Source organism: Pseudomonas sp. VS40, assembly GCF_018587885.1.
In the GTDB taxonomy this organism is placed as follows: Bacteria; Pseudomonadota; Gammaproteobacteria; order Pseudomonadales; family Pseudomonadaceae; genus Aquipseudomonas; species Aquipseudomonas pergaminensis.
The window spans coordinates 295,457-319,648 of the sequence record NZ_JAGYWD010000003.1 but is presented as its reverse complement, the minus strand read 5'-3'; the positions used below and the strand labels follow the sequence as shown (position 1 = coordinate 319,648).

The window sequence follows — 24,192 nt, the reverse complement described above, 5'->3', positions numbered from 1 at the left end:
GCGTTTCAGTTGATCAACTCGCGGGCTGACACACTGCCATCACTGGCAAGCCAGTGCCTACAGGGGATGCATTTTCAGATCAGGCCGGCTGTGCTGTGCCGAATGCACCTTGGCGCAGCAACAACAGCACCAGGCCCAGCGCACCGGCTGCCATCAGCAGCGGCAGCGCATGGCCGCTGATCCACTGGCTGCCAGCACCGGCCACCAAGGGACCGACCAGGCAGCCGATACCCCACAATTGCGCCACGTGGGCATTGGCGCGCACCAGCGCGTCGTCGCGGTAACGCTCGCCGATCAGGATCAGCGACAAGGTGAACAGGCCTCCAGCACTTGCACCGAACACCACCCAGATCGGCCAGATCAACGGCGTGTGCATCAGCAGAGGAATCGCCAGGCTCGATGCCAGCAACAACACAGCACAGCTCAGGAACAACGTGCGCCGAGGCAGGTAGTCGGCCAGCGCCCCAATGGGCAGTTGCAGCAGCGCATCGCCGACCACCACTGTGCTGACCATGGCCAGGGCCATTTCGGCGGTGAATCCCTGCTGCAGGCAGTACACCGGCAGCAACGTGAGGATCATCGCCTCAAAGGCAGCGAACAAAGCCACCGCCCAGGCGATCGCGGGGAGGCTCAGGCAGAAGCGCCACAGTTGCGCGAAGGTTACGCTGAACGACTCGGCGCTTGGCGCGCCGGAGCGCCCCAGCAGCAACAGCGGCGCAACCATCAGCAGGCCTACGCCCACCCAGAAACCGTAGTCATGGTCGGTGCCGATCAGCCCCAGCAACAACGGGCCCGACAGCTGGCTCAAGGCATAGCTGCAGCCGTACAGCGCCACCAGCCGGCCGCGCCACTGCTCCACCACCAACTGGTTGATCCAGCTTTCGCCGAGGATAAACACGATGGTGAGGATCACGCCGATCATCAGCCGCAATACGAGCCAGACCGGATAGCTGGGCAAGACCGCCAGCAAACCGATGGAGACCGCGCCCGCCCACAGGCACAGGCGCATGAGGTTGGCGGTGCCGAGCCATGAAGCCAGGCGACTCGACACCTTCGCGCCGAGCAGCACGCCAAAGGCCGGCATCGCCGCCATCACACCGATGGCGAAACTGCCATAACCCCAGCTTTCAAGGCGCAGGGACACCAGCGGCATGCTGACACCCAGCGCCAGGCCGACGCTGAGCACCGAGGCCAGGACGGCGAAATAAGTCGCCCAACGCATGTCCACGCTCCTGTGGATAGTTTTTAAGATCACACAAAACAGTGTGGGAGCGGGCTTGCTCGCGAAAGCGGCGTACCAGTCAATACATACGTGACTGTCATACCGCATTCGCGAGCAAGCCCGCTCCCACATTTGGCCTGCGGTGTTGCTTAGAGCTTGATCCAGGTCGCCTTCAGCTCGGTGTACTTGTCGAACGCATGCAGCGACTTGTCGCGACCGTTACCCGACTGCTTGAAGCCACCGAACGGCGCAGTCATGTCGCCGCCGTCGTACTGGTTGACCCACACGCTACCGGCGCGCAGGGCCTTGGCAGTCAGGTGCGCCTTGGAGATATCCGCCGTCCACACCGCTGCGGCCAGGCCGTATTGGGTGTCGTTGGCAATGGCGACCGCTTCCTCGGCACTGTCGAACGTGATCACCGACAGGACCGGACCAAAGATCTCTTCCTGGGCGATCTTCATCGCGTTGGTCACACCGTCGAAAATCGTCGGCTCGACGTAAGTGCCGCCAGTTTCTTCCAGGGTGCGCTTGCCACCGGCGACCAACTTGGCGCCGTCGGCATGCCCGGCTTCGATGTACGAGAGCACGGTGTTCATCTGCTGGGTGTCTACCAATGCGCCCACATTGGTGGCCGGGTCCAGTGGGTTGCCGGGCTTCCAGCCTTTGAGGGCCTCGATCACCAGTGGCAGGAATTTGTCCTTGATGGAGCGCTCCACCAGCAGACGCGAACCTGCGGTGCAGACCTCACCCTGGTTGAAGGCAATGGCACCGGCGGCGGATTCGGCTGCGGCTTGCAGGTCCGGCGCGTCGGCAAACACGATGTTCGGGCTCTTGCCGCCCGCTTCCAGCCAGACACGCTTCATGTTCGATTCGCCGGAGCGGATCAACAGTTGCTTGGCGATTTTGGTGGAACCGGTGAACACCAGGGTGTCGACGTCCATGTGCAGTGCCAGCGCGTTGCCGACCGTGTGGCCGTAGCCCGGCAGCACGTTGAACACGCCTTTTGGAATACCAGCCTCAACGGCCAGGGCCGCGATGCGGATGGCAGTCAGCGGGGATTTTTCGGACGGCTTGAGGATCACCGAGTTACCAGTGGACAGCGCCGGGCCCAGTTTCCAGCAGGCCATCATCAGCGGGAAGTTCCACGGCACGATGGCGCCGACGACGCCAACCGGCTCACGGGTCACCAGGCCCAGTTGGTCGTGCGGGGTAGCCGCGACTTCGTCGTAGATCTTATCGATCGCTTCGCCGCTCCAGCTCAGGGCATTCGCCGCGCCGGGTACATCGATGTTCAGGGAGTCGCTGATCGGCTTGCCCATGTCCAGGGTTTCGAGCAGCGCCAGCTCTTCGGCATTGGCCTTGAGCAACGCGGCGAAACGGATCATGGCGGACTTGCGTTTGGCCGGCGCCAGGCGCGACCACACGCCGGAATTGAACGTGGCACGCGCGTTTTCCACGGCGCGCTGGGCATCGGCGGCGTCACAGCTGGCAACAGTGGCCAGCAGGCGGCCATCGACCGGGCTGATGCATTCGAAGGTATCACCGGAAGCGGCGGCGGTGTACTCGCCATTGATGTAGGCACGGCCTTCGATCTTGAGATCCTTGGCGCGTTGTTCCCAGTCGGCACGGGTCAGGGTGGTCATGCGAGTGTCCTCCTCTTATTGAATACAAGGGCCAGGCGATGTGCCCCGGCAGCCTCAAAGAATGCTTGCCCCGCCAGCCAGCTGTTCGGCTCAAGGCAGCTGCCACCCTAAACCAGCGGCTGGGGGTGTTTCAATATATTTGACATAACGCCAGTAAACGCCCTTGCGATGTTCATTTTAATAAACATAGACTTTGGGCTCTCCAACCGCAGGCCAGACGGGACACGCACATGAGCATCCAGGACATCGTCGACTTCAGCCAAGCCAGCACCGCCCCAGACCGCTACCGCCCCGCTGCCGAAAAAATCCTCAAGGGCGATCCCGAGCAAACGATCTACAACCACTACAACAGCCCGTGCGGCCAGATGAGTGCCGGCGTTTGGGAAGGCGAGGTCGGGCAGTGGAAGGTCAATTACACCGAGCATGAGTACTGCGAGATTGTGCAAGGCGTGTCCGTGCTGCGTGATGCCGATGGCAATGCCAAGACCTTGCGCGCCGGCGACCGCTTTGTGATCCCTGCCGGGTTCAGTGGCACTTGGGAAGTGCTGGAGCCTTGCCGCAAGATCTACGTGGTGTTCGAACAGAAAGCCTGATCAGCCAAATCGCAGGCAAAAAAAAGCCCGGATCGTGAGATACGGGCTTTTTTTCACAAGGAGGAAAATCAATTACTTGATTTTGCCTTCTTTGTAGATCACGTGCTTGCGAACGCGCGGGTCGAACATTTTCTTTTCGAGCTTGTCCGGAGTAGTACGCTTGTTCTTGTCGGTAGTGTAGAAGTGACCAGTACCGGCGCTAGAGATCATTCGAATCAATTCACGCATGATATAGCTCCTTAGATTGTGCCAGCGCGGCGCAATTCAGCCAGCACGACAGTGATGCCACGCTTGTCGATGATGCGCATGCCTTTAGCAGATACGCGCAGACGGACGAAACGTTTCTCTTCTTCAACCCAGAAGCGGTGATGCTGCAGGTTCGGCAGGAAACGACGACGGGTTTTGTTATTTGCGTGGGAAATGTTATTCCCAGTCACCGGACCCTTACCGGTAACTTGACAGACTCTCGACATGCCTCAGCCCTCTAAAACCACATGCCCAACCCGGCATGGGTTGGCCGCTTAATCTCTCAGTCATTTGGCGCCAGGCGCCGCGTTTCTTTAGGGTCTTACCGGCTACACCTACAAGCGAAGGAACCGGGCCCCTAGAAAAGAGCGCTGCTTTATACCAGAAAGACCCCAGCGCAACAACAGCCCGCGTGTTTTTACTGGCGTAAATCTTGGCGGAAGGCGCCTGAACCGTTGCCAGGAGGGGCCGCTGTCACAGCCGACCGCTCGTCGCACAGAATGATTTTCAGCGCTCGCGGGCACGGTGAAGTGCACGACAAAACGCGCTGAGGTGCCATCAAAACAGCATTTGGCGCAAAAGCACAGGCAAAAATGGGCTAGTCATTTACCTATCAGACCACTACGGTAGGACTTTTCCAGACTGCACTCGCAGATGGGCCTTCGATCTGCAAAGGAAACCGAACATGCGCCTCGCTGCCCTACCGCTATTGCTAGCCCCTCTCTTTATCGCCCCGCTGGCCTCTGCCGCCAGCAACCTGAGCGTCTGCACCGAGGCCAGCCCCGAAGGGTTCGATGTGGTGCAATACAACTCGCTGACCACTACCAACGCTTCGGCCGACGTGCTGATGAACCGCCTGGTGGACTACGATGCGGCCAGCGGCAAACTGGTGCCAAGCCTGGCGGACAGTTGGGAAGTTTCGCCGGATGGCCTGACCTATACCTTCAAGCTGCACCCGGAGGTGAAATTCCACCGCACCGATTACTTCACCCCAAGCCGTACCCTGACCGCCGAAGACGTGCGCTTCAGCTTCGAGCGCATGCTCGATCCGGCCAACCCATGGCACAAAATCGCCCAGAGCGGCTTCCCCCACGCCCAGTCGCTGCAACTGCCGACGCTGGTGAAGAAAATCGACGCCCTCGATCCGCTGACCGTGCGCTTTACCCTGGATCACGCCGACTCCACCTTCCTCGCCGCCCTGAGCATGGGTTTTGCCTCGATCTACCCGGCGGAATACGCCGACAAACTGCTCAAGGCCGGCACGCCGGAGAAGCTCAACAGCCAGCCGATCGGCACCGGGCCGTTCATCTTCAGCCGTTTCCAGAAGGATGCCGTGGTGCGCTACAAGGCCAACCCTGACTACTTCGCTGGCAAACCGTCTGTGGATAACTTGATCTTCGCCATCACGCCGGACGCCAACGTGCGCTTGCAGAAGTTGCATCGCGATGAGTGCCAGATTGCCCTGTCGCCCAAGCCGCTGGATGTGGGCGAGGCCGAGAAGGACCCGGCACTCAAAGTGGAAAAAACCGCTGCATTCATGACCGCCTTCGTGGCCATCAACAGCCAGCATCCGCCCCTGGACAAGCCGGAAGTGCGCCAGGCGATCAACCTGGCCTTCGACAAAGGCAGCTACCTCAAAGCCGTGTTTGAAGGCACCGCCGAAGCCGCCAACGGCCCTTACCCGCCCAACACCTGGAGCTACGCCAAGGACCTGCCCGGTTATCCACAAGACCTTGCCAAGGCCAAGGCACTGCTCGACCGCGCCGGGCTCAAGGACGGTTTCAAGACCACCATTTGGACCCGCCCTACCGGTAGCCTGCTGAACCCCAACCCCAACCTCGGCGCACAACTGCTGCAAGCGGACCTGGCCAAGGTCGGCATCCAGGCCGAGATCCGCGTGATCGAATGGGGCGAGCTGATTCGCCGCGCCAAAGCTGGGGAGCACGACCTGCTGTTCATGGGCTGGGCCGGCGACAACGGCGACCCGGATAACTTCCTGACCCCGCAGTTCTCCTGCGCAGCGGTGAAATCCGGCACCAACTTCGCCCGCTACTGCGACCCAGCGCTGGACAAGCTGATCAGCGCCGGCAAGACCACCAGCGAACAAGGTGTACGCAGCAAGCTGTACCAGCAGGCCCAAGCGCAGATCCAGCAGCAGGCACTGTGGCTGCCGCTTGCACACCCAACCGCGTTTGCCCTGGCCCGCAAAAACATCGAAGGCTACCAAGTGAGCCCGTTCGGCCGGCAGGACTTCTCCAAAGTCAGCGTTAAACCGTAACCGCCCCGTACGAAGGCCGTAGGTATCTAGACCAAGCTAACCAAGATGCGAAGCGAGTCGTTCTTGATCCTGCTCTTGATCCGCTTTTGATCTAAAGCGCCCCATCAAACACGCTGGCCGGAGTTCGACAGGGATTTGGGGGTAAACCGGCAGGGATGCCGGTTTAGCCGCCAAAATACCTGTCGGATTACGGGTACACCGAGCCTAGGCGAGGTGCCGAGTGTTGGGGCAAGAACCCTTTGCTTACTTTGGGCTGGGCCGGCATTCCGGCTTTTCCAAAGTGAGCCGCCGTAAGGGCGGAACCCATAGCAGCCTTCCTCCAAATAACGGATATGTACCCGGTCTGATCCACTATCCAGGTCGGCTGTCAGGCCGCCTTCGCAGGCAAGCTGGCTCCCACATCTGGATCGCGGGGCAACAGATAGACAGTGGTCGTCTTTCAGGCCAACTTTCCGAGCAAGCCAGTTCCTACATCCAACCATATTCCGCCATCGACAACGGGTCACCATCCCCGACAATGATGTGGTCCAGCACCCGCACGTCCACCACTTCCAGGGCTTTCTGCAGCAATTTGGTCAATTTTCGATCAGCTGCGCTCGGCTCAAGGCTGCCGGAAGGATGGTTATGGCACAGGATCAACGCCGCGGCGTTGTAGGCCAAAGCGCGCTTGACCACCTGCCGGGGATACACCATCGCCGTGTCGATGGTGCCTTGGGACAACGCCTCGAAGCCCAGCACCCTGTGCCTTGAATCAAGAAACAGGCAGCCGAAGATCTCATGAGGCTCATGGCGCAGCATGGCCTTCAGGTAGTCCCGCACGGCCACGGGGCTTTCCAGCACCGAGTCGCTTCGCAGGCGCTCGGCCATGTGCCGCTTGGCCATTTCCAGCACCGCCTGCAACTGGGCAAACTTCGCCGGCCCCAGACCCAATTGTTGGTTGAACAATGTCTGGCTGGCCTCCAGCAGTGGGCGCAAGCCGCCGAACTGCGCCAACAAATGGCGCGCAAGGTCCACCGCGCTCCTGCCGGAAACCCCGGTACGCAGGAAGATCGCCAACAACTCGGCATCCGACAGGCTTGCGGCGCCCCACTCCAAAAGCTTCTCTCGCGGCCGCTCTGCTGCTGGCCAATCGCGAATACTCATCCCACCTCCCTGTCCCTATGCGCGCTATGCGCCATGTGCGCCGCTGTTGCCAAGCGGACGCTGTGTTATCGTAGGCCCTCTTTTTTGCAGGCGATTTCCCCTGGGGAGGGGGCATCGCAGGCGTCACTGAACTGGCATCACTGAACTGGAAAGGCAAACCAATGCAGCGTCTGTATCGGAAACGCATCGTTCTCGGCGTTGGCGGCGGCATTGCCGCCTACAAGAGCGCAGAGCTGGTCCGCAGGCTCTTGGACCAAGGCGCCGAAGTGCGCGTGGTCATGACGCGCGGTGGCAGTGAATTCATCACCCCGCTGACCATGCAGGCATTGTCCGGGCACCCGGTTCACCTGGATCTGCTGGACCCCGCGGCCGAAGCCGCCATGGGTCACATCGAGCTGGCCAAATGGGCCGACCTGGTGCTGATCGCGCCGGCCACTGCCGACCTGATCGCCCGCCTGGCCCAGGGCATTGCCGATGACCTGCTGACCACCCTGGTACTGGCCACCGACGCTACCGTTGCCATCGCCCCGGCCATGAACCAGGCCATGTGGCGCGACCCAGCCACCCAAGCCAACACCCAACTCCTGCAAAGCCGTGGCCTCAAGGTGTTCGGCCCGGCCTCCGGCAGCCAGGCCTGTGGCGACGTCGGCATGGGCCGCATGCTCGAAGCCACCGACCTGGCGCTGTGTGCCGCCGAGTGTTTCCAGCACCTGGCCCTGACCGGCAAGCACGTGCTGATCACGGCAGGCCCGACTCAGGAAAATATCGACCCGGTGCGCTACATCACCAACCATAGCTCAGGGAAAATGGGCTTTGCCTTGGCCGAAGCGGCGGTCGAGGCAGGCGCACGTGTCACCTTGATCACCGGCCCTGTGCATTTGCCGACCCCTGATCGGGTCACGCGAATCGACGTAGTCAGCGCCCGCGACATGCTGGCGGCCTGTGAGGCAGCCATTCCGTGCGACCTGTTTATCGCCTCGGCAGCGGTGGCGGACTACCGCCCGGAAGTCGTCGCCCCGCAAAAACTCAAGAAAGACCCTACAAGCGGTGACGGCCTGCTCCTGCAAATGGTGCGCAACCCGGACATCCTGGCGACCATCGCCACCCGTGCGGACCGACCGTTCAGTGTTGGCTTTGCCGCCGAGACCGAGCACCTGCTGGACTACGCAGCACGCAAATTGAAAGACAAAAACCTCGATCTGATCGTTGCCAATGATGTCGCCAACCCGAGCATTGGCTTCAACAGCGAGGAAAATGCCATCAGCGTGATCGACCGCGAGTTGCACGCCACCGTTTTCGCCCAGACCAGCAAAGGCAAGATTGCCCGCCAACTGATCTCTTTTATCGCCCAACGGCTGAACCAGGTTTAATTTCCATGCACGCTTTGCAAGCCAAGATCCTCGACCCACGCATCGGCAACGAATTCCCACTGCCGGCCTACGCCACACCGGGCTCCGCCGGCCTTGACCTGCGCGCCATGCTCAAGCAAGACACCGTCCTTGAGCCGGGCCAGACCCTCCTGATTCCGACCGGCCTGTCGATCTATATCGGTGATCCTGGCTTGGCGGCGCTGATCCTGCCGCGCTCCGGCCTGGGCCACAAACACGGCATCGTGCTGGGCAACCTGGTGGGGCTGATCGACTCGGACTATCAGGGCGAGTTGATGGTGTCGTGCTGGAACCGTGGCCAGACCGCGTTCAACATCGCCGTCGGCGAGCGCATTGCCCAGTTGGTACTGGTGCCGGTGGTGCAGGCGCACTTCGAACTGGTCGAGGAATTCGATGAAACCCAGCGCGGCGCAGGTGGTTTCGGGCATTCCGGCAGTCACTGACTAAGCTGAATCTGGCCGGGCACCCTTGCCCGGCCCGACGCCACCGCAAGGCTTTTCAGGACGAAGAATGCGCGGACTTTATGAGCGAGATTTCCCCATAGAAATCAAAGCATTACGCAGACAGCAAGGTGGAGCCAGTGCTCCGATGGCATTTTTGCACCACGAACTCTCTGCCGAAAACGTCGTCATACCCTTCAGTTTGAGCCTGCCGGTCAGCCACATTAAGGCCAGCCTTGCCCCTTTCAGATGGAGTTTCCCCCCGCGATGAGTACCGCAGCCCGAGTAGCCCCGACATTCCCCGACAGCATCTTTCGCGCCTATGACATTCGTGGCGTGGTGCCCAAGACCCTGACTGCCGAAACCGCCTATTGGATTGGCCGCGCCATCGGCTCCCAGAGCCTGGCCCAGGATGAGCCCAACGTTTCGGTCGGCCGTGACGGTCGCCTGTCCGGCCCGGAACTGGTGGAGCAGTTGATCCAGGGCCTGGCCGACAGCGGTTGCCATGTGAGCGACGTCGGCCTGGTGCCGACGCCTGCGCTGTACTACGCAGCCAACGTACTGGCCGGCAAGTCCGGGGTGATGCTCACCGGCAGCCATAACCCGTCGGACTACAACGGTTTCAAGATCGTCATTGCTGGCGACACCCTGGCCAACGAACAGATTCAGGCCCTGCACGAGCGCCTGAAAAATAACGACCTGACCAGCGGTAAGGGCACCATTACCAAAGTCGACATACTGCAGCGCTACTCTGACGAAATCACCCGTGACGTCAAACTCGCGCGCCGCCTCAAAGTGGTTGTGGACTGCGGCAACGGCGCGGCCGGCGTGATCGCCCCGCAGTTGCTCGAAGCCTTGAACTGCGAAGTGATTCCGTTGTTCTGCGAGGTCGACGGCAACTTCCCCAACCACCACCCGGACCCGGGCAAGCCTGAGAACCTGGTGGACCTGATCGCCAAGGTCAAGGAAACCGGGGCTGATGTGGGCCTGGCCTTCGACGGGGACGGCGACCGCGTGGGTGTGGTGACCGAGACCGGCGAAATCGTGTTCCCGGATCGCCTGCTGATGCTGTTTGCCCGTGACGTGGTGGCGCGCAATGCCAACGCCGAAATCATCTTCGACGTGAAGTGCACTCGCCGCCTCACCCCGCTGATCAAGGAATATGGCGGTCGCCCGCTAATGTGGAAGACCGGTCACTCGTTGATCAAAAAGAAAATGAAGGAAACCGGCGCGCTATTGGCTGGCGAAATGAGCGGTCACGTGTTCTTCAAGGAGCGCTGGTTCGGCTTTGATGACGGTATTTACAGCGCTGCGCGCCTGCTGGAGATCCTCAGCAAGGAAAAATCCACCGCCGAAGAGCTGTTCCAGACCTTCCCGAACGATATTTCTACGCCAGAGATCAATATCCATGTGACCGAGGAGAGCAAATTCAGCATCATTGACGCACTGCACGATGCGCAATGGGGTGAAGGCGCCAACCTGACCACCATTGATGGTGTGCGAGTCGATTACGCCAAAGGCTGGGGCCTGGTTCGCGCGTCCAACACCACACCGGTGCTGGTCCTGCGTTTCGAGGCGGATACCGAGGCTGAGTTGCAGCGCATCAAGGACGTGTTCCACGCCCAGTTGAAACGTGTTGCCCCTGATCTCCAATTACCGTTCTGATTTTTTACCGGAGCCCTGAATGACCCTCGAACGCGAAGCCGCTGCCAACACTGCCAAGGTCCTTTCCGAAGCGTTGCCTTACATCCGGCGCTATGTCGGCAAGACGCTGGTGATCAAGTACGGCGGCAATGCCATGGAAAGCGACGAGCTGAAAACCGGCTTTGCCCGCGACATCGTGTTGATGAAAGCCGTCGGGATCAACCCGGTGGTGGTCCACGGTGGCGGCCCGCAAATCGGCGATCTGCTCAAACGCTTGTCGATCGAGAGTCACTTCATCGATGGCATGCGCGTCACTGACGCGCAGACCATGGACGTGGTGGAAATGGTGCTCGGCGGCCAGGTCAACAAGGACATCGTCAACCTGATCAACCGCCATGGCGGCAGCGCCATCGGTCTGACCGGCAAGGATGCGGAGCTGATCCGTGCGAAAAAACTGACCGTGACCCGCCAGACGCCGGAGATGACCCAGCCGGAAATCATCGACATCGGCCAAGTGGGCGAAGTGGTTGGCGTTAACACCGACCTGCTGAACCTGCTGGTCAAGGGCGATTTCATTCCGGTGATTGCGCCGATCGGCGTGGGCGCCAATGGCGAGTCCTACAACATCAACGCCGACCTGGTGGCCGGCAAGGTGGCCGAAGCATTGAAGGCTGAAAAGCTGATGCTGCTGACCAACATCGCCGGCTTGATGGACAAGGAAGGCAAGGTGTTGACCGGCCTGACGACCCAACAGGTCGACGAACTGATCGCCGACGGCACCATCTACGGTGGCATGCTGCCGAAGATCCGTTGCGCGCTGGAAGCGGTGCAAGGCGGTGTGGGCAGCTCGCTGATCATCGATGGCCGGGTACCGAATGCGGTACTGCTGGAGATCTTCACGGATACCGGCATGGGCACGTTGATCAGTAACCGCAAGCGCCCCTAAACGCTGAAAACAAAAAGGCCCCGCTCAATATGATTGAGCGGGGCCTTTTTTATGCACGCTGCTCCCCTGTGGGAGCGGGCTTGCCCGCGAAGGCGGTGGGTCAGACGCCAAACTGCTCGCGATATGCACGCACCGCCGGCAGGTGCTGCTTGAGCTGTGGATCATCTTCCAGGAACTGCAGCACCTGGTTCAGTGACACGATGCTGACCACGGGAATGCCGAAATCGCGTTCCACTTCCTGGATCGCGGACAACTCACCGTTGCCACGCTCCTGGCGGTTCAGCGCGATCAGCACACCGGCAGCCTTGGCGCCGTCCTGGGAAGCGATGATCTGCATCACTTCACGGATGGCGGTACCAGCAGTGATCACGTCGTCAATGATCAGCACATCGCCCTTGAGCGGAGCCCCGACCAGGCTGCCGCCTTCACCATGCGCCTTGGCCTCTTTACGGTTGAAGCACCATGGCAAATCCTGCCCGTGATGTTCAGCCAGGGCCACAGCTGTGGCCGCGGCCAGGGGGATGCCCTTGTAGGCCGGGCCAAACAGGACGTCGAAGGAAATACCACTTTCAACGATGGCGGCCGCATAGAAACGACCCAGCTGAGCCAGGGCCGAACCCGAGTTGAACAAGCCCGCATTAAAGAAGTACGGGCTGGTGCGCCCGGACTTCAGAGTGAACTCACCGAAGCGCAAAACGCCGCGATCGATGGCAAAACGAATGAAATCGCGTTGATACGCCTGCATGAAAAAAGCCTCAGATACCACGGATTTAGCTAATTAGGTAGACGGCGTGTATCATACACGCACGCGATTTTTGGGGCCATTTATGCGGATCATCAGTGTGAACGTTAATGGTATTCAGGCTGCAGTCGAGCGTGGTTTGCTCAGTTGGCTGCAAGCCCAGAATGCCGACGTCATCTGCCTGCAGGATACCCGCGCCTCCGCCTTTGAACTGGACGACCCAGCCTTCCAACTGGATGGCTACTTCCTTTATGCCTGCGATGCCGAAGTGCCCACCCAAGGTGGCGTGGCTTTGTATTCGCGGTTGCAACCCAAGGCGGTCATCAGCGGCCTCGGCTTCGAGACAGCCGACCGCTACGGGCGCTACCTGCAAGCCGATTTCGACAAGGTCAGCATCGCGACCTTGCTGCTTCCTTCGGGGCAGAACGGCGATGAAGACTTGAACCAGAAGTTCAAGCTAATGGACGATTTCGCCCGTTATCTGGATAAACAGCGGCGCAAACGTCGCGAGTACATTTATTGTGGCTCGCTGTACGTGGCGCAACAGAAGCTGGATATCAAGAACTGGCGCGACAGCCAGCAATCCCCGGGCTTCCTGGCGCCGGAACGCGCCTGGATGGACGAGATTGTCGGCAACATGGGCTATGTGGATGCACTGCGTGAAGTCAGCCGCGAAGGCGACCAGTACAGCTGGTGGCCAGATAACGAACAGGCTGAGATGCTCAACCTGGGCTGGCGTTTCGATTATCAGTTGCTGACCCCTGGTCTGCGCCGGTTCGTGCGCAGCGCACGCCTGCCGCGGCAGCCACGCTTCTCGCAGCACGCGCCGCTGATCGTGGACTACGACTGGACATTGACCATCTAAGGTCTTTTTCCAGGCACAAAAAAACCGACATCGCTGTCGGTTTTTTTGTGGGTGCTCATTATTTGATCAGGCGCCAGGTCAAGGGGTAGCGATAAACAATCCCCTTGTTGGCCTTGATGCTGCCAATGATAGTCAGCACCACCGTGGCGATCGCCAGGGCAACCATCAGGAAAAAGCCAATCACTGCAAAAGCCAGCACGATGCAAGCGATCCAGGCGATGGCCACGGTGATCTGGAAGTTCAGCGCTTCCTTGCCCTGATCATCAATGAACGGGTCCACTTCTTTCTTCATCTGCCACAGGATCAGTGGCCCCACGACGCTACCGAAGGGAAACACGAAGCCCAGAAACGCCGCGAGATGGCACAACATTGCCCCCTGGCGCACTTCGTAGGAAGGCGTAGGCACCGGCATTTGGCTGTTGTCATTCATGGCGTTTCTCCTTGAAACGGGCTCAGTCAGCCAGGGCGGCGTTCTGCAGCTCGAAGATTTCGGTCATGCCTTTCTGGGCCAGGGCCAGCATGGCGTTCAGGTCGGCCGGCTGGAAGGGCGCGCCTTCGGCGGTGCCCTGCACTTCGATGAAACCACCGGTGCTGGTCATGACCACGTTCAGGTCGGTCTCGGCGGCCGAGTCTTCCAGGTAGTCCAGGTCCAGCACTGGCTCGCCCTGGTACATGCCTACCGACACAGCTGCGATCATTTGCTTGAGCGGGTCGCCTGCTTTCAGGCCGCCACGTTTCTTGATCACTTTCAGCGCGTCAACCAGGGCCACCATGGCGCCGGTGATAGACGCGGTACGGGTACCGCCGTCGGCCTGGATCACGTCACAGTCGACATACAGGGTCACGTCGCCCAGCTTGGACATGTCCAGGGCTGCGCGCAGGGAGCGGCCGATAAGACGCTGGATTTCCAGGGTGCGGCCGCCTTGCTTGCCACGACTGGCTTCACGCTGATTACGTTCGCCAGTGGCGCGCGGCAGCATGCCGTACTCGGCGGTCAACCAACCCTGGCCCTGGCCTTTGAGGAAGCGCGGCACGCCGTTTTCGACGCTGACGGTGCAGATGACCTTGGTATCGCCAAACTCGACCAGTACAGAACCCTCGGCGTGTTTGGTGTAGTTGCGGGTGATGCGGATCGAGCGGAGCTGATCGGCAGCGCGACCACTTGGACGTTTCATAGGGAGACACCTGTACTGAGGACGAAAAACTGCCGAGCATTATAGAGCCGCGAGCCGGTTCGGGGCACTGCTAAAAAATCCAGTTACGAATGCTCGGGTTTGGGCGCGCTCGTTCCACTGCGCTACAATCCTGCGCCTTCTTAACCATCAGCCCGTGTTTGCGGGACTGCAACGCGAGGTACCTCCATGGTGCACAGCATGACCGCCTTCGCCCGCGTCGAAAAAGCCGGCGTACAAGGCACCCTGAGCTGGGAACTGCGCTCGGTCAACAGCCGTTACCTGGAGCCGCACCTGCGTCTGCCGGAGTCGTTCCGCGACCTCGAAGGCGCCGTGCGTGAAGCGTTGCGCCAAGGTATTTCCCGCGGCAAGCTGGAATGCACCCTGCGTTTTACCGAAGAAACCACCGGCAAGCCGCTGCAGGTCGACCGCGACCGCGCCGCACAGCTGGTGGCCGCCGCCGAAACCATCGCCGGCCTGATCAAGCAGCCGGCCGCGCTCAACCCCCTGGAAGTGCTGGCCTGGCCCGGCGTGCTGGTGGCCGACGCCACCGACCCGCAAGCCCTCAACGCCGAAGCCTTGGCCCTGTTCAACCAAGGCCTCAAGGAGCTCAAGGCCGGCCGCGAGCGCGAAGGCGCCGAGCTGGCTCGCCTGATCAATGAGCGCCTGACCTCGATCGAAGAAGACGTAGTGACCCTGCGCGAGCTGGTCCCACAGATGCTCGCCACCCAGCGCCAGAAGGTGCTCGACCGTTTCACCGACATGAAGGCCGACCTTGACCCGGTGCGTCTGGAGCAGGAAATGGTCCTGCTGGCGCAAAAGAGCGACGTCGCCGAAGAGCTGGACCGCCTGAGCACCCACATCCTCGAAGTGCGCCGCGTGCTCAAGTCCGGCGGTGCCGCCGGTCGGCGCCTGGACTTCCTGATGCAGGAACTCAACCGCGAAGCCAATACACTGGGCTCCAAGGCGTTCGATCCGCGCAGCACCACGGCTGCGGTCAACCTCAAGGTGTTGATCGAGCAGATGCGCGAACAAGTACAGAATATTGAGTAAGGCAACCCCCATGACCCACAGCACCGGCACCCTTTACATCATTTCCGCCCCTTCGGGCGCGGGCAAGAGCAGCCTGGTCAAGGCCTTGACCGACGCTGACGAGCAGATCCGCATCTCGGTCTCCCACACCACCCGCGCCATGCGTCCGGGCGAGGTGAACGGCGTGCACTACCACTTCGTCGAGCGCACCGAGTTCGTCAAGATGATCGAACACGGCGACTTCCTGGAGCGCGCCGAAGTGTTCGGCAACCTCTACGGCACGTCGCAGAGCCACTTGCAGCAAACCCTGGACGAAGGCCACGACCTCATTCTGGAAATCGACTGGCAGGGCGCCGAGCAAGTGCGCCAGTTGATGCCCAAGGCGCGTTCGATCTTCATCTTGCCGCCGTCGCTGGAGGCGTTGCACCAGCGCCTGACCAATCGCGGCCAGGACAGCGACGAGATCATCGAAGGCCGCATGCGTGAAGCCGTCAGCGAAATGAGCCACTACGTCGACTACGACTACCTGATCATCAATGACGATTTTGCCCACGCGCTGGACGATTTGAAGGCGATTTTCCGCACCAACCAGCTCCAGCAAAAGCGTCAGCAACAGCGTTTCGGCAAATTACTGGCCGAACTGCTCGGTTGATTGGCTCTTCCCAAAACGGCTGCAAGGGCTTTACATTGGCACTTGTAGCGGTTTTGCGAGGGCCTGCGAGAAATCAGCGCTTCCCTAAACGCTGGTGATTTTTTAAACTGTTGAGTCCGCTCGCCCAACCGGGCAGCGCGCATCTTGCATTCGCTCCGAGGAATACCATGGCCCGCGTAACCGTTGAAGACTGCCTAGAACACGTGGATAACCGCTTTGAGCTGGTCATGCTCTCTACCAAGCGTGCCCGTCAACTGGCCACTGGCGGCAAAGAGCCCCTGGTCCAGTGGGAAAACGACAAGCCTACCGTTGTAGCCCTGCGTGAAATCGCTGAAGGCCTGATGAGCTACGAGTTCATCGCCAACGCCGAAATCGTTGAAGACGAACCGCTGTTTGCAGCGTTCGAGGACGAGTCCAACGAGGCCGTCTAAGCCTATGCCTGGTCGACGTAGCACGGCGCGGGGTCACAGCCAACGGCAGGAGTTCTTCCTTTGCCGAGCATAGACGCCCTCGCCGATCGCTTATCGACCTACCTCGGCCCAGACCAGGTCAACCTGGTCCGCCGAGCGTATTTCTACGCCGAACAAGCCCACGACGGCCAACGCCGCCGCAGTGGCGAGGCGTATGTCACCCATCCTCTTGCGGTGGCAAATATCCTGGCCGACATGCACATGGACCATCAGAGCCTGATGGCCGCGATGCTGCATGACGTGATCGAAGACACCGGTATTGCCAAGGAAGCGCTCAGCGCGCAATTTGGCGAAACCGTGGCCGAACTGGTCGACGGGGTCAGCAAACTGACCCAGATGAACTTCGAGACCAAGGCCGAAGCCCAGGCGGAAAACTTCCAGAAAATGGCCATGGCCATGGCACGCGACATTCGCGTGATCCTGGTCAAGCTGGCCGACCGGCTGCACAACATGCGCACGCTGGAGGTGCTGTCCGGCGAAAAACGCCGACGCATCGCCAAGGAAACCCTGGAAATCTACGCGCCCATCGCCAACCGGCTGGGCATGCACGCCATTCGTATCGAATTCGAAGACCTCGGCTTCAAAGCCATGCATCCGATGCGTTCGGCGCGCATCTACCAGGCGGTCAAGCGCGCCCGTGGCAACCGCAAGGAAATCGTCAACAAGATCGAAGAGTCCCTGAGCCATTGCCTGGCGATCGATGAGATCGAGGGCGAGGTCAGCGGCCGGCAGAAACACATCTACGGCATCTACAAGAAGATGCGCGGCAAGCGCCGGGCCTTCAACGAGATCATGGATGTGTATGCATTCCGGATCATCGTCGACAAGGTCGACACCTGCTACCGCGTGCTGGGCGCTGTACATAATTTGTACAAACCCCTGCCAGGCCGTTTCAAGGATTACATCGCGATCCCCAAGGCCAACGGCTACCAGTCGCTGCATACCACGCTGTTCGGCATGCACGGGGTGCCGATCGAGATCCAGATTCGCACCCGCGAAATGGAAGAGATGGCCAACAACGGCATCGCCGCCCATTGGCTGTATAAATCCAGCGGCGACGAGCAGCCCAAAGGCACCCATGCCCGCGCCCGCCAGTGGGTCAAGGGCGTGCTGGAAATGCAGCAACGGGCCGGCAACTCCCTGGAATTCATCGAAAGCGTGAAGATCGACCTGTTTCCGGACGAGGTCTACGTGTTCACGCCCAAAGGCCGGATCATGGAGCTGCCCAAAGGCTCCACGGCGGTCGACTTCGCCTACGCCGTGCACACCGATGTGGGCAACAGCTGCATCGCCTGTCGGATCAATCGTCGTCTCGCGCCGCTGTCCGAACCACTGCAAAGCGGCTCCACGGTCGAGATCGTCAGTGCACCGGGCGCACGCCCGAACCCGGCCTGGCTCAACTTCGTGGTCACCGGCAAGGCGCGCACGCACATTCGTCACGCACTGAAACTGCAGCGTCGTTCCGAGTCCATCAGCCTGGGCGAACGCCTGCTGAACAAGGTGCTCAACGGTTTCGACAGTGCCCTCGACAAGATTCCTACAGAGCGCGTGCAAGCGATGCTCCACGAGTATCGCCAGGAAACCATCGAAGACCTGCTGGAAGATATCGGCCTGGGCAACCGCATGGCCTACGTGGTCGCCCGCCGCCTGCTCGGCGAAGGCGAACAATTGCCAAGCCCCGAAGGTCCGCTGGCGATTCGCGGCACCGAGGGCCTGGTACTCAGCTACGCCAAGTGCTGTACGCCAATCCCGGGCGACCCGATTGTCGGCCATTTGTCGGCGGGCAAAGGCATGGTGGTGCACCTGGACAACTGCCGCAACATCACCGAAATCCGCCACAACCCCGAAAAATGCATCCAGCTCTCGTGGGCCAAGGATGTCACCGGCGAATTCAACGTCGAGTTGCGGGTGGAGCTGGAACACCAGCGCGGCCTGATCGCCCTGCTCGCCAGCAGCGTCAACGCGGCCGACGGCAATATCGAGAAGATCAGCATGGACGAACGCGATGGTCGCATCAGCGTGGTCCAGCTGGTGGTCAGCGTCCACGACCGCGTGCACCTGGCCCGCGTGATCAAGAAACTGCGTGCCTTGACGGGTGTGATCCGCATCACTCGCATGCGCGCCTAAGCCACATTACAAGGAGTCATTCATGACCAAGACTGTTATCACCAGCGATAAAGCCCCGGCCGCCATTGGCACTTACTCCCAGGCGATCAAGGCAGGCAACACCGTCTACATGTCCGGCCAGATCCCGCTGGACCCAAAGACCATGGAACTGGTGGAAGGCTTTGAAGCACAGACCGTACAGGTCTTCGAGAACCTCAAGTCGGTGGCCGAAGCTGCTGGCGGCTCGTTCAAGGACATCGTCAAGCTCAACATCTTCCTCACCGACCTGAGCCACTTCGCCAAGGTCAACGAGATCATGGGCAAGTACTTCGAACAGCCTTACCCAGCTCGCGCCGCCATCGGCGTTGCTGCCCTGCCAAAGGGTGCGCAGGTAGAGATGGACGCGATTCTGGTCATCGAGTAAAACACCCGGCGCAGCCCCCCACAGGCTGCGCCGACTTCGTTTCAGAAGGATTTCATGATGCGCAAAGCGCTTGTAGCCTCATCAATGCTCGCCCTGTTGCTCGGCGGCTGTGCCAGCAACCCCGCCGACCTGGATGTGAGCGGCACCTGGATCAACCAGGTCGCCATTGATGCGGCAGCCAAAGGCGGCCCTTTGCGTGAAGCCTTGCAGAGCTTCGGCCCGAACCTCGAATGGGAGGTCAACACCAAGGCCTCGCAAGCCCGCTACTACAACGGTTTTGAAGTAGCGGAAGGCAAGTTGCTGGGAGAAAAGTCCGGCGCCTGGAGTGTGGACTTCTACGGCAGCTCCGCCACCGAACTCAAGCGCAAAGGCAAGCAACTGTTGCAAGTGGCCAACGACAACGAGCCTGAACAGCTGTTTGCCCGCGCCAAAGAACCCGCGCCGGACGGTGCGCCCATCGGCGCCAACTTCGAACGTGCGCTGTACGCGGCCTACATGGGCGGCGACTGGAAAATCGCCGACGGCTTCGGCAGCGGCGCCATCGTGCAGTTCCAGGCTAATGGCAAGGTCGCCGGCTTGCCCAATGTCGATCAGTACTCGCTGTGCCTGGCGGGCGATTGCGCGTCCATGAGCGGCGGCTACGACAGCATCTGGCTGCAACTCAATGGCCAGGGCAACCCGTGGATCTTTACCCGCAAGGGCAAACAGCTGGAGATCTTCCAGGCGATCAATACCGCACAGGCGGATGAAGTCCCCTCGTTCACGCCAGGTCCACGCCAATGGCTGCTTGAAAAGCAATAAGCAGCCTAACGCGTATCCAAATGTGGGAGCGGGCTTGCTCGCGAAAGCGGTTTATCAGAAGCACATTCAGTGACTGACACAGCGCTTTCGCGAGCAAGCCCGCTCCCACATTTTCAGCGCATTTCAGCCTTTCAGGATCGCCGCGTAGCCTTCGCGGTAAGTCGGGTAAGTCGGCACCCAACCCAACGCTTTGATTCGCGCATTGCTGCATTGCTTGCTGCCAGCGCGCCGAACACTCGCATCATCGGCCCACTCGGTCACACCCAGGTACTCGCGTAACCAGCCCACCACCTCCGCCAGTGGCGCAGGCGCGTTGTCGACGCCGATGTAGATCGTGTCCAGCGAGCCGCCCTTTTCTACATGCCGCAACAAAAATGCCAGCAGACCCGCTGCGTCGTCCGCGTGAATGCGGTTGCCATATAAAGGTGGGTCGGTTGCCACGCGATAACCTTGGCGCACCTGGGTCAGCAGCCATTCGCGGCCGGGGCCGTAAATACCGGTCAGGCGGACAATGCTGGCCGGGATGCCGCTGTTGAGCGCCACTTGCTCAGCCTCCAGCATGACTTGCCCGGAATATCCCTTCGCCTGAGTCTGCGACGTTTCATCGACCCACTCGCCGTTCTGTTGCCCGTAGACACTGCTGCTCGATACAAACAGCAGGTGCTTGGGCGTCTGGCCGTAGTCGCCCAGCCACTCCAGCACATGCTTGAGCCCTTGTACGTAGGCGGCGCGATAGCCGGCTTCGTCGTGGTCCGTCGCAGCCGCGCAGTACACCAGGTAATCCACCCCGCCGATCGGCCAGGTGTCAGGGCAATCTTTCTTGAACAGGTCGCCGGCGATGCCGATCACCCCCTCGGGGAGCCGCGAAATATCGCGGCGCAGGCCATGGACCTCCCATTCCGAGGCCAGCAACTGGCTGGCCAGCCGACTACCCACGTCGCCACAACCGGCAATCACAACAGAAGGCGCAGACATCACAAAACTCCGTACTGAAAGGTCTAGGTTAGCCCTCGCGAGTGACCGACGGCCAGAAAAAGGGCAAATAAAGTAACTGTATTACTTTAGTTAACAAGAATTACTTGCAATAATAACCGCCCATTTGTCCTCGACCTCAGGGTCTGGAAGGACGATCACTCATTTTTTTACTTAGGTCCGGCCAGCATGACACGTAATACAACCCCCGCTTCGCCAACCAAGCTTCACAGCCCATCCCGCGCCTGGCGTGCGATTGCTGCGCTGCTGTTCAGCGTACTGCTGGCACCGACCGCTGCCTTCGCTGACGCCACCGCGCCAGCCACCCCGGCTGCCGCCGAGCACAATGCCGCGGCACCGGCAGCACCAAGCGCAGCGCCCGCTGCCACCGACCCGGCCCAGGCTGCTGACCCTGCCGCCGCTGACGACACTGGCGTGGTGCTGGAAGAAGACAACACCCTGGGCATGGCCCACGACCTGTCGCCGTGGGGCATGTACCAGAACGCTGACGTGGTGGTTAAAGCGGTCATGATCGGCCTGGCCATCGCCTCGATCATCACTTGGACCATCTGGATCGCCAAAGGCTTCGAGCTGCTGGGCGCCAAACGTCGTCTGCGCACTGAAATCGTCCACCTGAAAAAGGCCACCACCCTCAAGGAAGCCAGCGAAAGCGCGACCAAGAAAGGCACCCTGGCCAACACCCTGGTGCACGACGCGCTGGAAGAAATGCGCCTGTCGGCCAACACCCGCGAAAAAGAAGGCATCAAGGAACGTGTGGCCTTCCGCCTGGAGCGCCTGGTAGCGGCCTGCGGTCGTAACATGAGCAGCGGCACCGGCGTGCTGGCGACCATTGGTTCCACCGCGCCCTTCGTCGGCCTGTTCGGTACCGTGTGGGGCATCATGAACAGCTTCATCGGCATCGCCAAAACCCAGACCACCAACCTCGCCGTCGTTGCCCCAGGCATCGCAGAGGCCCTGCTGGCGACTGCCCTGGGCCTGGTTGCAGCGATTCCTGCGGTAGTGATCTACAACGTCTTCGCCCGTTCGATTGCCGGCTACAAGGCTCAGGTATCGGACGCGTCGGCGGAAGTCCTGCTGCTGGTCAGCCGCGACCTCGATCACCTGCCTACCGAGCGCAGCTCGCAACCGCACATGGTGAAAGTGGGGTAATCGGCCATGGGCCTGCATTTGAATCAAGGCGACGACGAACTCGTCGAGAACCACGAAATCAACGTCACGCCGTTTATCGACGTGATGCTGGTGCTGCTGATCATCTTCATGGTGGCGGCACCGTTGGCGACCGTGGACATTAAGGTTGACCTGCCCGCGTCCAGCGCCAAACCTGCGCCACGGCCAGAGAAACCGATCTTCCTCAGCGTCAAGGCGGACCAACGTCTGTTCCTGGGCGAAGAAGAAGTCAAGGCTGAAACCCTGGGCCCGGTGCTCGACGCCAAGACCCAAGGCAAGAAAGACACGACGATCTTCTTCCAGGCTGACAAGGGCGTGGACTACGGCGACCTGATGAGCGTGATGGATGCCCTGCGGGCAGCCGGCTACCTCAAGGTAGGCCTGGTCGGACTTGAGACGGCAGCCAAGAAATGATCACGACGCGCCACAAACTGACGCGTTATGGCACCAGCCTCGCCGTCGTACTGGGCGTGCATGCCGTCGCGATCGCTATCGCGCTTCATTGGTCCGCGCCGCGCACGGTGCAATTGCCACCGGCTGCCATGGTCATCGACCTGGCACCGATGCCAGCCCCGCCGCAGCCAGCGCCGCCCAAGGTGGTAACGCCGCCGCAACCGCCTGCACCGGTGGAAGAGCTGCCCCTGCCGAAACTGGCCGAGGCACCCAAGCCGACGATCCAGGTGCCCAAGCCGGTCAAGCCCAAGCCTAAACCGCAGCCGCCGAAGCCTGTGGAGAAGAAGATCGAGCCGCCCAAGGAGAAACCCTCCGAGGATCCGCCGAGCGACGCTCCGCCGACCCAGGCACCGGCTGAGAAATCGGCCCAACCTGTACCAGGCCCTTCGCCGCAACAGATCGCTGCCAAGGCATCCTGGGAAGGCACCCTGCTGGCCCACTTGCAGAAGTACAAGAAGTACCCGCCAGGTGCCCAGGCCCGTGGCAAGGAGGGCCTGAACCGCCTGAAGTTCGTGGTGGATGCCGACGGCAATGTGCTGTCCTACGAGTTGGTGGGCCGCTCCGGCAACGCCGACCTGGACCGCGCCACACTGGACATGATCCGTCGTGCCCAGCCGCTGCCAAAACCGCCAGCGGACATGCTCAAGGGTGGCAGCATCGAGATCGTTGCACCGTTCGTGTACAACATCGAGAAGCGTCGTCGCTGAAAATGAAGGTGGTGAGGGGCAACCCTCACCACCTTCAGCAAAATCTGCGTAACTCCCCGCTCAATCCCCACCAAAGTTCTGATAACGTGCGTCTATCGATTGCAGCCGGTATGCTTGGCCCGCAACCTCATGGACGCCCGCTATGACTCTTACAGAATTACGCTACATCGTTACCCTCGCCCAAGAGCAGCACTTCGGCCACGCGGCCGAGCGTTGCCACGTCAGCCAGCCGACGCTGTCGGTGGGCGTGAAAAAGCTTGAAGACGAACTCGGTGTGCTGATTTTCGAGCGCAGCAAGAGCGCCGTGCGCCTGACGCCTGTGGGCGAAGGTATTGTTGCCCAGGCCCAAAAGGTACTGGAGCAAGCGCAGAGCATTCGCGAACTGGCCCAGGCCGGCAAGAACCAGCTGACCGCACCGCTTAAAGTCGGCGCCATCTACACCGTCGGCCCGTACCTGTTCCCGCACCTGATCCCGCAACTGCACCGCGTCGCGCCGCAGATGCCGCTGTATATCGAAGAGAACTTCACTCACGTGCTGCGCGACAAACTGCGCAACGGCGAGCTGGACGCGATCATCATTGCCCTGCCGTTCAATGAGGCCGACGTACTGACCCTGCCGCTCTACGACGAGCCGTTCTACGTGCTGATGCCGGCCTCCCACCCGTGGACGCAAAAAGACACCATCGACGCCGGCCTGCTCAACGATAAGAGCCTGCTGCTGCTCGGCGAAGGTCACTGCTTCCGCGACCAGGTGCTCGAAGCCTGCCCGACCCTGACCAAGGGCAACGACGGCGCCAAGCACACCACCGTGGAGTCCAGCTCCCTGGAAACCATTCGCCACATGGTCGCTTCCGGCCTGGGCATCTCGATCCTGCCGCTGTCGGCAGTAGACAGCCATCACTACGCCCCCGGCGTGATCGAAGTACGCCCGCTCACGCCGCCGGTGCCGTTCCGCACCGTGGCGATCGCCTGGCGCGCCAGCTTTCCACGGCCCAAGGCCATTGAGATCCTCGCTGACTCGATCCGCCTGTGTTCGGTGGCCAAGCCGCCTGCCGCGAGCTAAGC

Annotated in this window: 25 protein-coding genes and 1 pseudogene; 17 read left to right on the top strand and 9 right to left on the bottom strand. The window is 60.9% G+C overall.

All coding sequences use genetic code 11. The annotated features are described in order from the left end of the window. Positions 1 to 79: 79 nt before the first annotated feature. Positions 80 to 1,222 (bottom strand): MFS transporter, encoded by a 1,143-nt coding sequence (locus tag KHP07_RS10560; RefSeq protein WP_214497167.1) that lies wholly within the window; start codon positions 1,220 to 1,222, stop codon positions 80 to 82. Between the two features lie 149 nt (positions 1,223 to 1,371). Then, a complete protein-coding gene (locus tag KHP07_RS10555) occupies positions 1,372 to 2,865 on the bottom strand; it encodes an aldehyde dehydrogenase (protein ID WP_078050731.1) in 1,494 nt (497 codons plus the stop codon). A 230-nt stretch (positions 2,866 to 3,095) separates the two neighbouring features. Between KHP07_RS10555 and KHP07_RS10550 the strand changes: the two genes are divergently transcribed. Then, entirely contained in the window at positions 3,096 to 3,458 is a 363-nt protein-coding gene (locus KHP07_RS10550; protein WP_015886527.1) for a cupin domain-containing protein, read from the top strand. Positions 3,459 to 3,530: 72 nt separating this feature from the next. On the opposite strand, the gene rpmG is transcribed toward KHP07_RS10550, so the two are convergent. Then, positions 3,531 to 3,686, bottom strand: coding sequence for a 50S ribosomal protein L33 (gene rpmG / locus KHP07_RS10545; RefSeq protein WP_003176906.1), 156 nt, complete (start codon positions 3,684 to 3,686; stop codon positions 3,531 to 3,533). An 11-nt stretch (positions 3,687 to 3,697) separates the two neighbouring features. After that, the gene (rpmB, locus tag KHP07_RS10540) at positions 3,698 to 3,931 is read right to left on the bottom strand and encodes a 50S ribosomal protein L28 (RefSeq protein ID WP_010207494.1); all 234 of its coding nucleotides are present in this window, start codon (positions 3,929 to 3,931) and stop codon (positions 3,698 to 3,700) included. A 458-nt stretch (positions 3,932 to 4,389) separates the two neighbouring features. Between rpmB and KHP07_RS10535 the strand changes: the two genes are divergently transcribed. Next, a complete protein-coding gene (locus tag KHP07_RS10535; RefSeq protein WP_078050732.1) occupies positions 4,390 to 5,982 on the top strand; it encodes an ABC transporter substrate-binding protein in 1,593 nt (530 codons plus the stop codon). A gap of 468 nt (positions 5,983 to 6,450) precedes the next feature. Here the strand turns inward: KHP07_RS10535 and radC are convergent, their stop codons facing one another. Continuing rightward, complete coding sequence (gene radC, locus KHP07_RS10530; protein ID WP_078050733.1) at positions 6,451 to 7,125, bottom strand: RadC family protein; 675 nt, start codon at positions 7,123 to 7,125, stop codon at positions 6,451 to 6,453. A gap of 161 nt (positions 7,126 to 7,286) precedes the next feature. On the opposite strand from radC, the gene coaBC reads away from it, so the two are divergent. From coaBC to argB, 4 genes and pseudogenes are all read left to right on the top strand, one after another. Next, on the top strand, positions 7,287 to 8,495 hold the full coding sequence (coaBC, locus tag KHP07_RS10525) for a bifunctional phosphopantothenoylcysteine decarboxylase/phosphopantothenate--cysteine ligase CoaBC (RefSeq protein WP_010207499.1): 1,209 nt from the start codon (positions 7,287 to 7,289) through the stop codon (positions 8,493 to 8,495). A gap of 5 nt (positions 8,496 to 8,500) precedes the next feature. After that, positions 8,501 to 8,956 (top strand): dUTP diphosphatase, encoded by a 456-nt coding sequence (gene dut / locus KHP07_RS10520; protein ID WP_078050734.1) that lies wholly within the window; start codon positions 8,501 to 8,503, stop codon positions 8,954 to 8,956. Between the two features lie 246 nt (positions 8,957 to 9,202). Then, positions 9,203 to 10,618: pseudogene (locus KHP07_RS10515) on the top strand (phosphomannomutase/phosphoglucomutase); the annotation flags it as partial. 19 nt (positions 10,619 to 10,637) lie between these two features. Beyond that, positions 10,638 to 11,543 (top strand): acetylglutamate kinase, encoded by a 906-nt coding sequence (gene argB, locus KHP07_RS10510; protein WP_016975925.1) that lies wholly within the window; start codon positions 10,638 to 10,640, stop codon positions 11,541 to 11,543. A gap of 100 nt (positions 11,544 to 11,643) precedes the next feature. On the opposite strand, the gene pyrE is transcribed toward argB, so the two are convergent. Then, positions 11,644 to 12,288 (bottom strand): orotate phosphoribosyltransferase, encoded by a 645-nt coding sequence (pyrE, locus tag KHP07_RS10505; protein ID WP_028618476.1) that lies wholly within the window; start codon positions 12,286 to 12,288, stop codon positions 11,644 to 11,646. An 82-nt stretch (positions 12,289 to 12,370) separates the two neighbouring features. Here pyrE and crc point away from each other — a divergent pair, with 82 nt between their 5' ends. Beyond that, positions 12,371 to 13,150, top strand: coding sequence for a catabolite repression control protein Crc (gene crc, locus KHP07_RS10500; protein ID WP_003195493.1), 780 nt, complete (start codon positions 12,371 to 12,373; stop codon positions 13,148 to 13,150). Between the two features lie 58 nt (positions 13,151 to 13,208). Here the strand turns inward: crc and KHP07_RS10495 are convergent, their stop codons facing one another. After that, positions 13,209 to 13,580 (bottom strand): DUF4870 domain-containing protein, encoded by a 372-nt coding sequence (locus tag KHP07_RS10495; protein ID WP_025856354.1) that lies wholly within the window; start codon positions 13,578 to 13,580, stop codon positions 13,209 to 13,211. A gap of 22 nt (positions 13,581 to 13,602) precedes the next feature. After that, entirely contained in the window at positions 13,603 to 14,325 is a 723-nt protein-coding gene (gene rph, locus KHP07_RS10490; RefSeq protein ID WP_010207511.1) for a ribonuclease PH, read from the bottom strand. Positions 14,326 to 14,511: 186 nt separating this feature from the next. Here rph and KHP07_RS10485 point away from each other — a divergent pair, with 186 nt between their 5' ends. The 6 genes from KHP07_RS10485 (at position 14,512) to KHP07_RS10460 (ending at position 19,807) form a co-directional block, all read left to right on the top strand. Continuing rightward, on the top strand, positions 14,512 to 15,375 hold the full coding sequence (locus KHP07_RS10485) for a YicC/YloC family endoribonuclease (RefSeq protein ID WP_078050738.1): 864 nt from the start codon (positions 14,512 to 14,514) through the stop codon (positions 15,373 to 15,375). Positions 15,376 to 15,385: 10 nt separating this feature from the next. Next, entirely contained in the window at positions 15,386 to 16,006 is a 621-nt protein-coding gene (gmk, locus tag KHP07_RS10480) for a guanylate kinase (protein WP_010168203.1), read from the top strand. A 167-nt stretch (positions 16,007 to 16,173) separates the two neighbouring features. Beyond that, entirely contained in the window at positions 16,174 to 16,437 is a 264-nt protein-coding gene (rpoZ, locus tag KHP07_RS10475; protein WP_003176920.1) for a DNA-directed RNA polymerase subunit omega, read from the top strand. 60 nt (positions 16,438 to 16,497) lie between these two features. Continuing rightward, positions 16,498 to 18,603, top strand: a complete 2,106-nt coding sequence (gene spoT, locus KHP07_RS10470; protein WP_078050739.1) for a bifunctional GTP diphosphokinase/guanosine-3',5'-bis pyrophosphate 3'-pyrophosphohydrolase — start codon at positions 16,498 to 16,500, stop codon at positions 18,601 to 18,603. Positions 18,604 to 18,625: 22 nt separating this feature from the next. Continuing rightward, positions 18,626 to 19,006 (top strand): deaminase RidA, encoded by a 381-nt coding sequence (ridA, locus tag KHP07_RS10465; protein WP_003176922.1) that lies wholly within the window; start codon positions 18,626 to 18,628, stop codon positions 19,004 to 19,006. Positions 19,007 to 19,063: 57 nt separating this feature from the next. Further along, positions 19,064 to 19,807 carry a hypothetical protein gene (locus KHP07_RS10460; protein WP_078050740.1) on the top strand — a complete coding sequence of 248 codons (744 nt, stop codon included), beginning with the start codon at positions 19,064 to 19,066 and terminating at the stop codon, positions 19,805 to 19,807. A gap of 123 nt (positions 19,808 to 19,930) precedes the next feature. Here the strand turns inward: KHP07_RS10460 and KHP07_RS10455 are convergent, their stop codons facing one another. Beyond that, positions 19,931 to 20,782 carry an SDR family oxidoreductase gene (locus KHP07_RS10455; protein ID WP_099493221.1) on the bottom strand — a complete coding sequence of 284 codons (852 nt, stop codon included), beginning with the start codon at positions 20,780 to 20,782 and terminating at the stop codon, positions 19,931 to 19,933. Positions 20,783 to 20,968: 186 nt separating this feature from the next. On the opposite strand from KHP07_RS10455, the gene exbB reads away from it, so the two are divergent. The 4 genes from exbB to KHP07_RS10435 all read left to right on the top strand — a co-directional run bounded on the left by exbB (position 20,969) and on the right by KHP07_RS10435 (position 24,190). Then, positions 20,969 to 21,949, top strand: a complete 981-nt coding sequence (exbB, locus tag KHP07_RS10450; protein ID WP_214497166.1) for a tonB-system energizer ExbB — start codon at positions 20,969 to 20,971, stop codon at positions 21,947 to 21,949. Between the two features lie 6 nt (positions 21,950 to 21,955). Beyond that, positions 21,956 to 22,381 carry a TonB system transport protein ExbD gene (gene exbD, locus KHP07_RS10445; protein WP_003195519.1) on the top strand — a complete coding sequence of 142 codons (426 nt, stop codon included), beginning with the start codon at positions 21,956 to 21,958 and terminating at the stop codon, positions 22,379 to 22,381. Continuing rightward, on the top strand, positions 22,378 to 23,127 hold the full coding sequence (locus KHP07_RS10440) for a TonB family protein (RefSeq protein WP_214497165.1): 750 nt from the start codon (positions 22,378 to 22,380) through the stop codon (positions 23,125 to 23,127). Before exbD ends, KHP07_RS10440 begins: the two co-directional genes overlap by 4 nt. 142 nt (positions 23,128 to 23,269) lie before the next feature. Beyond that, positions 23,270 to 24,190: a hydrogen peroxide-inducible genes activator gene (locus KHP07_RS10435; protein WP_015886540.1), complete on the top strand. Its 921-nt coding sequence runs from the start codon at positions 23,270 to 23,272 to the stop codon at positions 24,188 to 24,190. Positions 24,191 to 24,192: the final 2 nt, after the last annotated feature.

What these genes read in the sequence shown, in the direction of transcription:
- KHP07_RS10560 (WP_214497167.1), bottom strand. Translation starts at nt 1,222, where the DNA reads ATGCGTTGGGCGACTTATTTCGCCGTCCTGGCCTCGGTGCTCAGCGTC.
- KHP07_RS10555 (WP_078050731.1), bottom strand. Translation starts at nt 2,865, where the DNA reads ATGACCACCCTGACCCGTGCCGACTGGGAACAACGCGCCAAGGATCTC.
- KHP07_RS10550 (WP_015886527.1), top strand. Translation starts at nt 3,096, where the DNA reads ATGAGCATCCAGGACATCGTCGACTTCAGCCAAGCCAGCACCGCCCCA.
- rpmG (WP_003176906.1), bottom strand. Translation starts at nt 3,686, where the DNA reads ATGCGTGAATTGATTCGAATGATCTCTAGCGCCGGTACTGGTCACTTC.
- rpmB (WP_010207494.1), bottom strand. Translation starts at nt 3,931, where the DNA reads ATGTCGAGAGTCTGTCAAGTTACCGGTAAGGGTCCGGTGACTGGGAAT.
- KHP07_RS10535 (WP_078050732.1), top strand. Translation starts at nt 4,390, where the DNA reads ATGCGCCTCGCTGCCCTACCGCTATTGCTAGCCCCTCTCTTTATCGCC.
- radC (WP_078050733.1), bottom strand. Translation starts at nt 7,125, where the DNA reads ATGAGTATTCGCGATTGGCCAGCAGCAGAGCGGCCGCGAGAGAAGCTT.
- coaBC (WP_010207499.1), top strand. Translation starts at nt 7,287, where the DNA reads ATGCAGCGTCTGTATCGGAAACGCATCGTTCTCGGCGTTGGCGGCGGC.
- dut (WP_078050734.1), top strand. Translation starts at nt 8,501, where the DNA reads ATGCACGCTTTGCAAGCCAAGATCCTCGACCCACGCATCGGCAACGAA.
- argB (WP_016975925.1), top strand. Translation starts at nt 10,638, where the DNA reads ATGACCCTCGAACGCGAAGCCGCTGCCAACACTGCCAAGGTCCTTTCC.
- pyrE (WP_028618476.1), bottom strand. Translation starts at nt 12,288, where the DNA reads ATGCAGGCGTATCAACGCGATTTCATTCGTTTTGCCATCGATCGCGGC.
- crc (WP_003195493.1), top strand. Translation starts at nt 12,371, where the DNA reads ATGCGGATCATCAGTGTGAACGTTAATGGTATTCAGGCTGCAGTCGAG.
- KHP07_RS10495 (WP_025856354.1), bottom strand. Translation starts at nt 13,580, where the DNA reads ATGAATGACAACAGCCAAATGCCGGTGCCTACGCCTTCCTACGAAGTG.
- rph (WP_010207511.1), bottom strand. Translation starts at nt 14,325, where the DNA reads ATGAAACGTCCAAGTGGTCGCGCTGCCGATCAGCTCCGCTCGATCCGC.
- KHP07_RS10485 (WP_078050738.1), top strand. Translation starts at nt 14,512, where the DNA reads ATGGTGCACAGCATGACCGCCTTCGCCCGCGTCGAAAAAGCCGGCGTA.
- gmk (WP_010168203.1), top strand. Translation starts at nt 15,386, where the DNA reads ATGACCCACAGCACCGGCACCCTTTACATCATTTCCGCCCCTTCGGGC.
- rpoZ (WP_003176920.1), top strand. Translation starts at nt 16,174, where the DNA reads ATGGCCCGCGTAACCGTTGAAGACTGCCTAGAACACGTGGATAACCGC.
- ridA (WP_003176922.1), top strand. Translation starts at nt 18,626, where the DNA reads ATGACCAAGACTGTTATCACCAGCGATAAAGCCCCGGCCGCCATTGGC.
- KHP07_RS10460 (WP_078050740.1), top strand. Translation starts at nt 19,064, where the DNA reads ATGCGCAAAGCGCTTGTAGCCTCATCAATGCTCGCCCTGTTGCTCGGC.
- KHP07_RS10455 (WP_099493221.1), bottom strand. Translation starts at nt 20,782, where the DNA reads ATGTCTGCGCCTTCTGTTGTGATTGCCGGTTGTGGCGACGTGGGTAGT.
- exbB (WP_214497166.1), top strand. Translation starts at nt 20,969, where the DNA reads ATGACACGTAATACAACCCCCGCTTCGCCAACCAAGCTTCACAGCCCA.
- exbD (WP_003195519.1), top strand. Translation starts at nt 21,956, where the DNA reads ATGGGCCTGCATTTGAATCAAGGCGACGACGAACTCGTCGAGAACCAC.
- KHP07_RS10440 (WP_214497165.1), top strand. Translation starts at nt 22,378, where the DNA reads ATGATCACGACGCGCCACAAACTGACGCGTTATGGCACCAGCCTCGCC.
- KHP07_RS10435 (WP_015886540.1), top strand. Translation starts at nt 23,270, where the DNA reads ATGACTCTTACAGAATTACGCTACATCGTTACCCTCGCCCAAGAGCAG.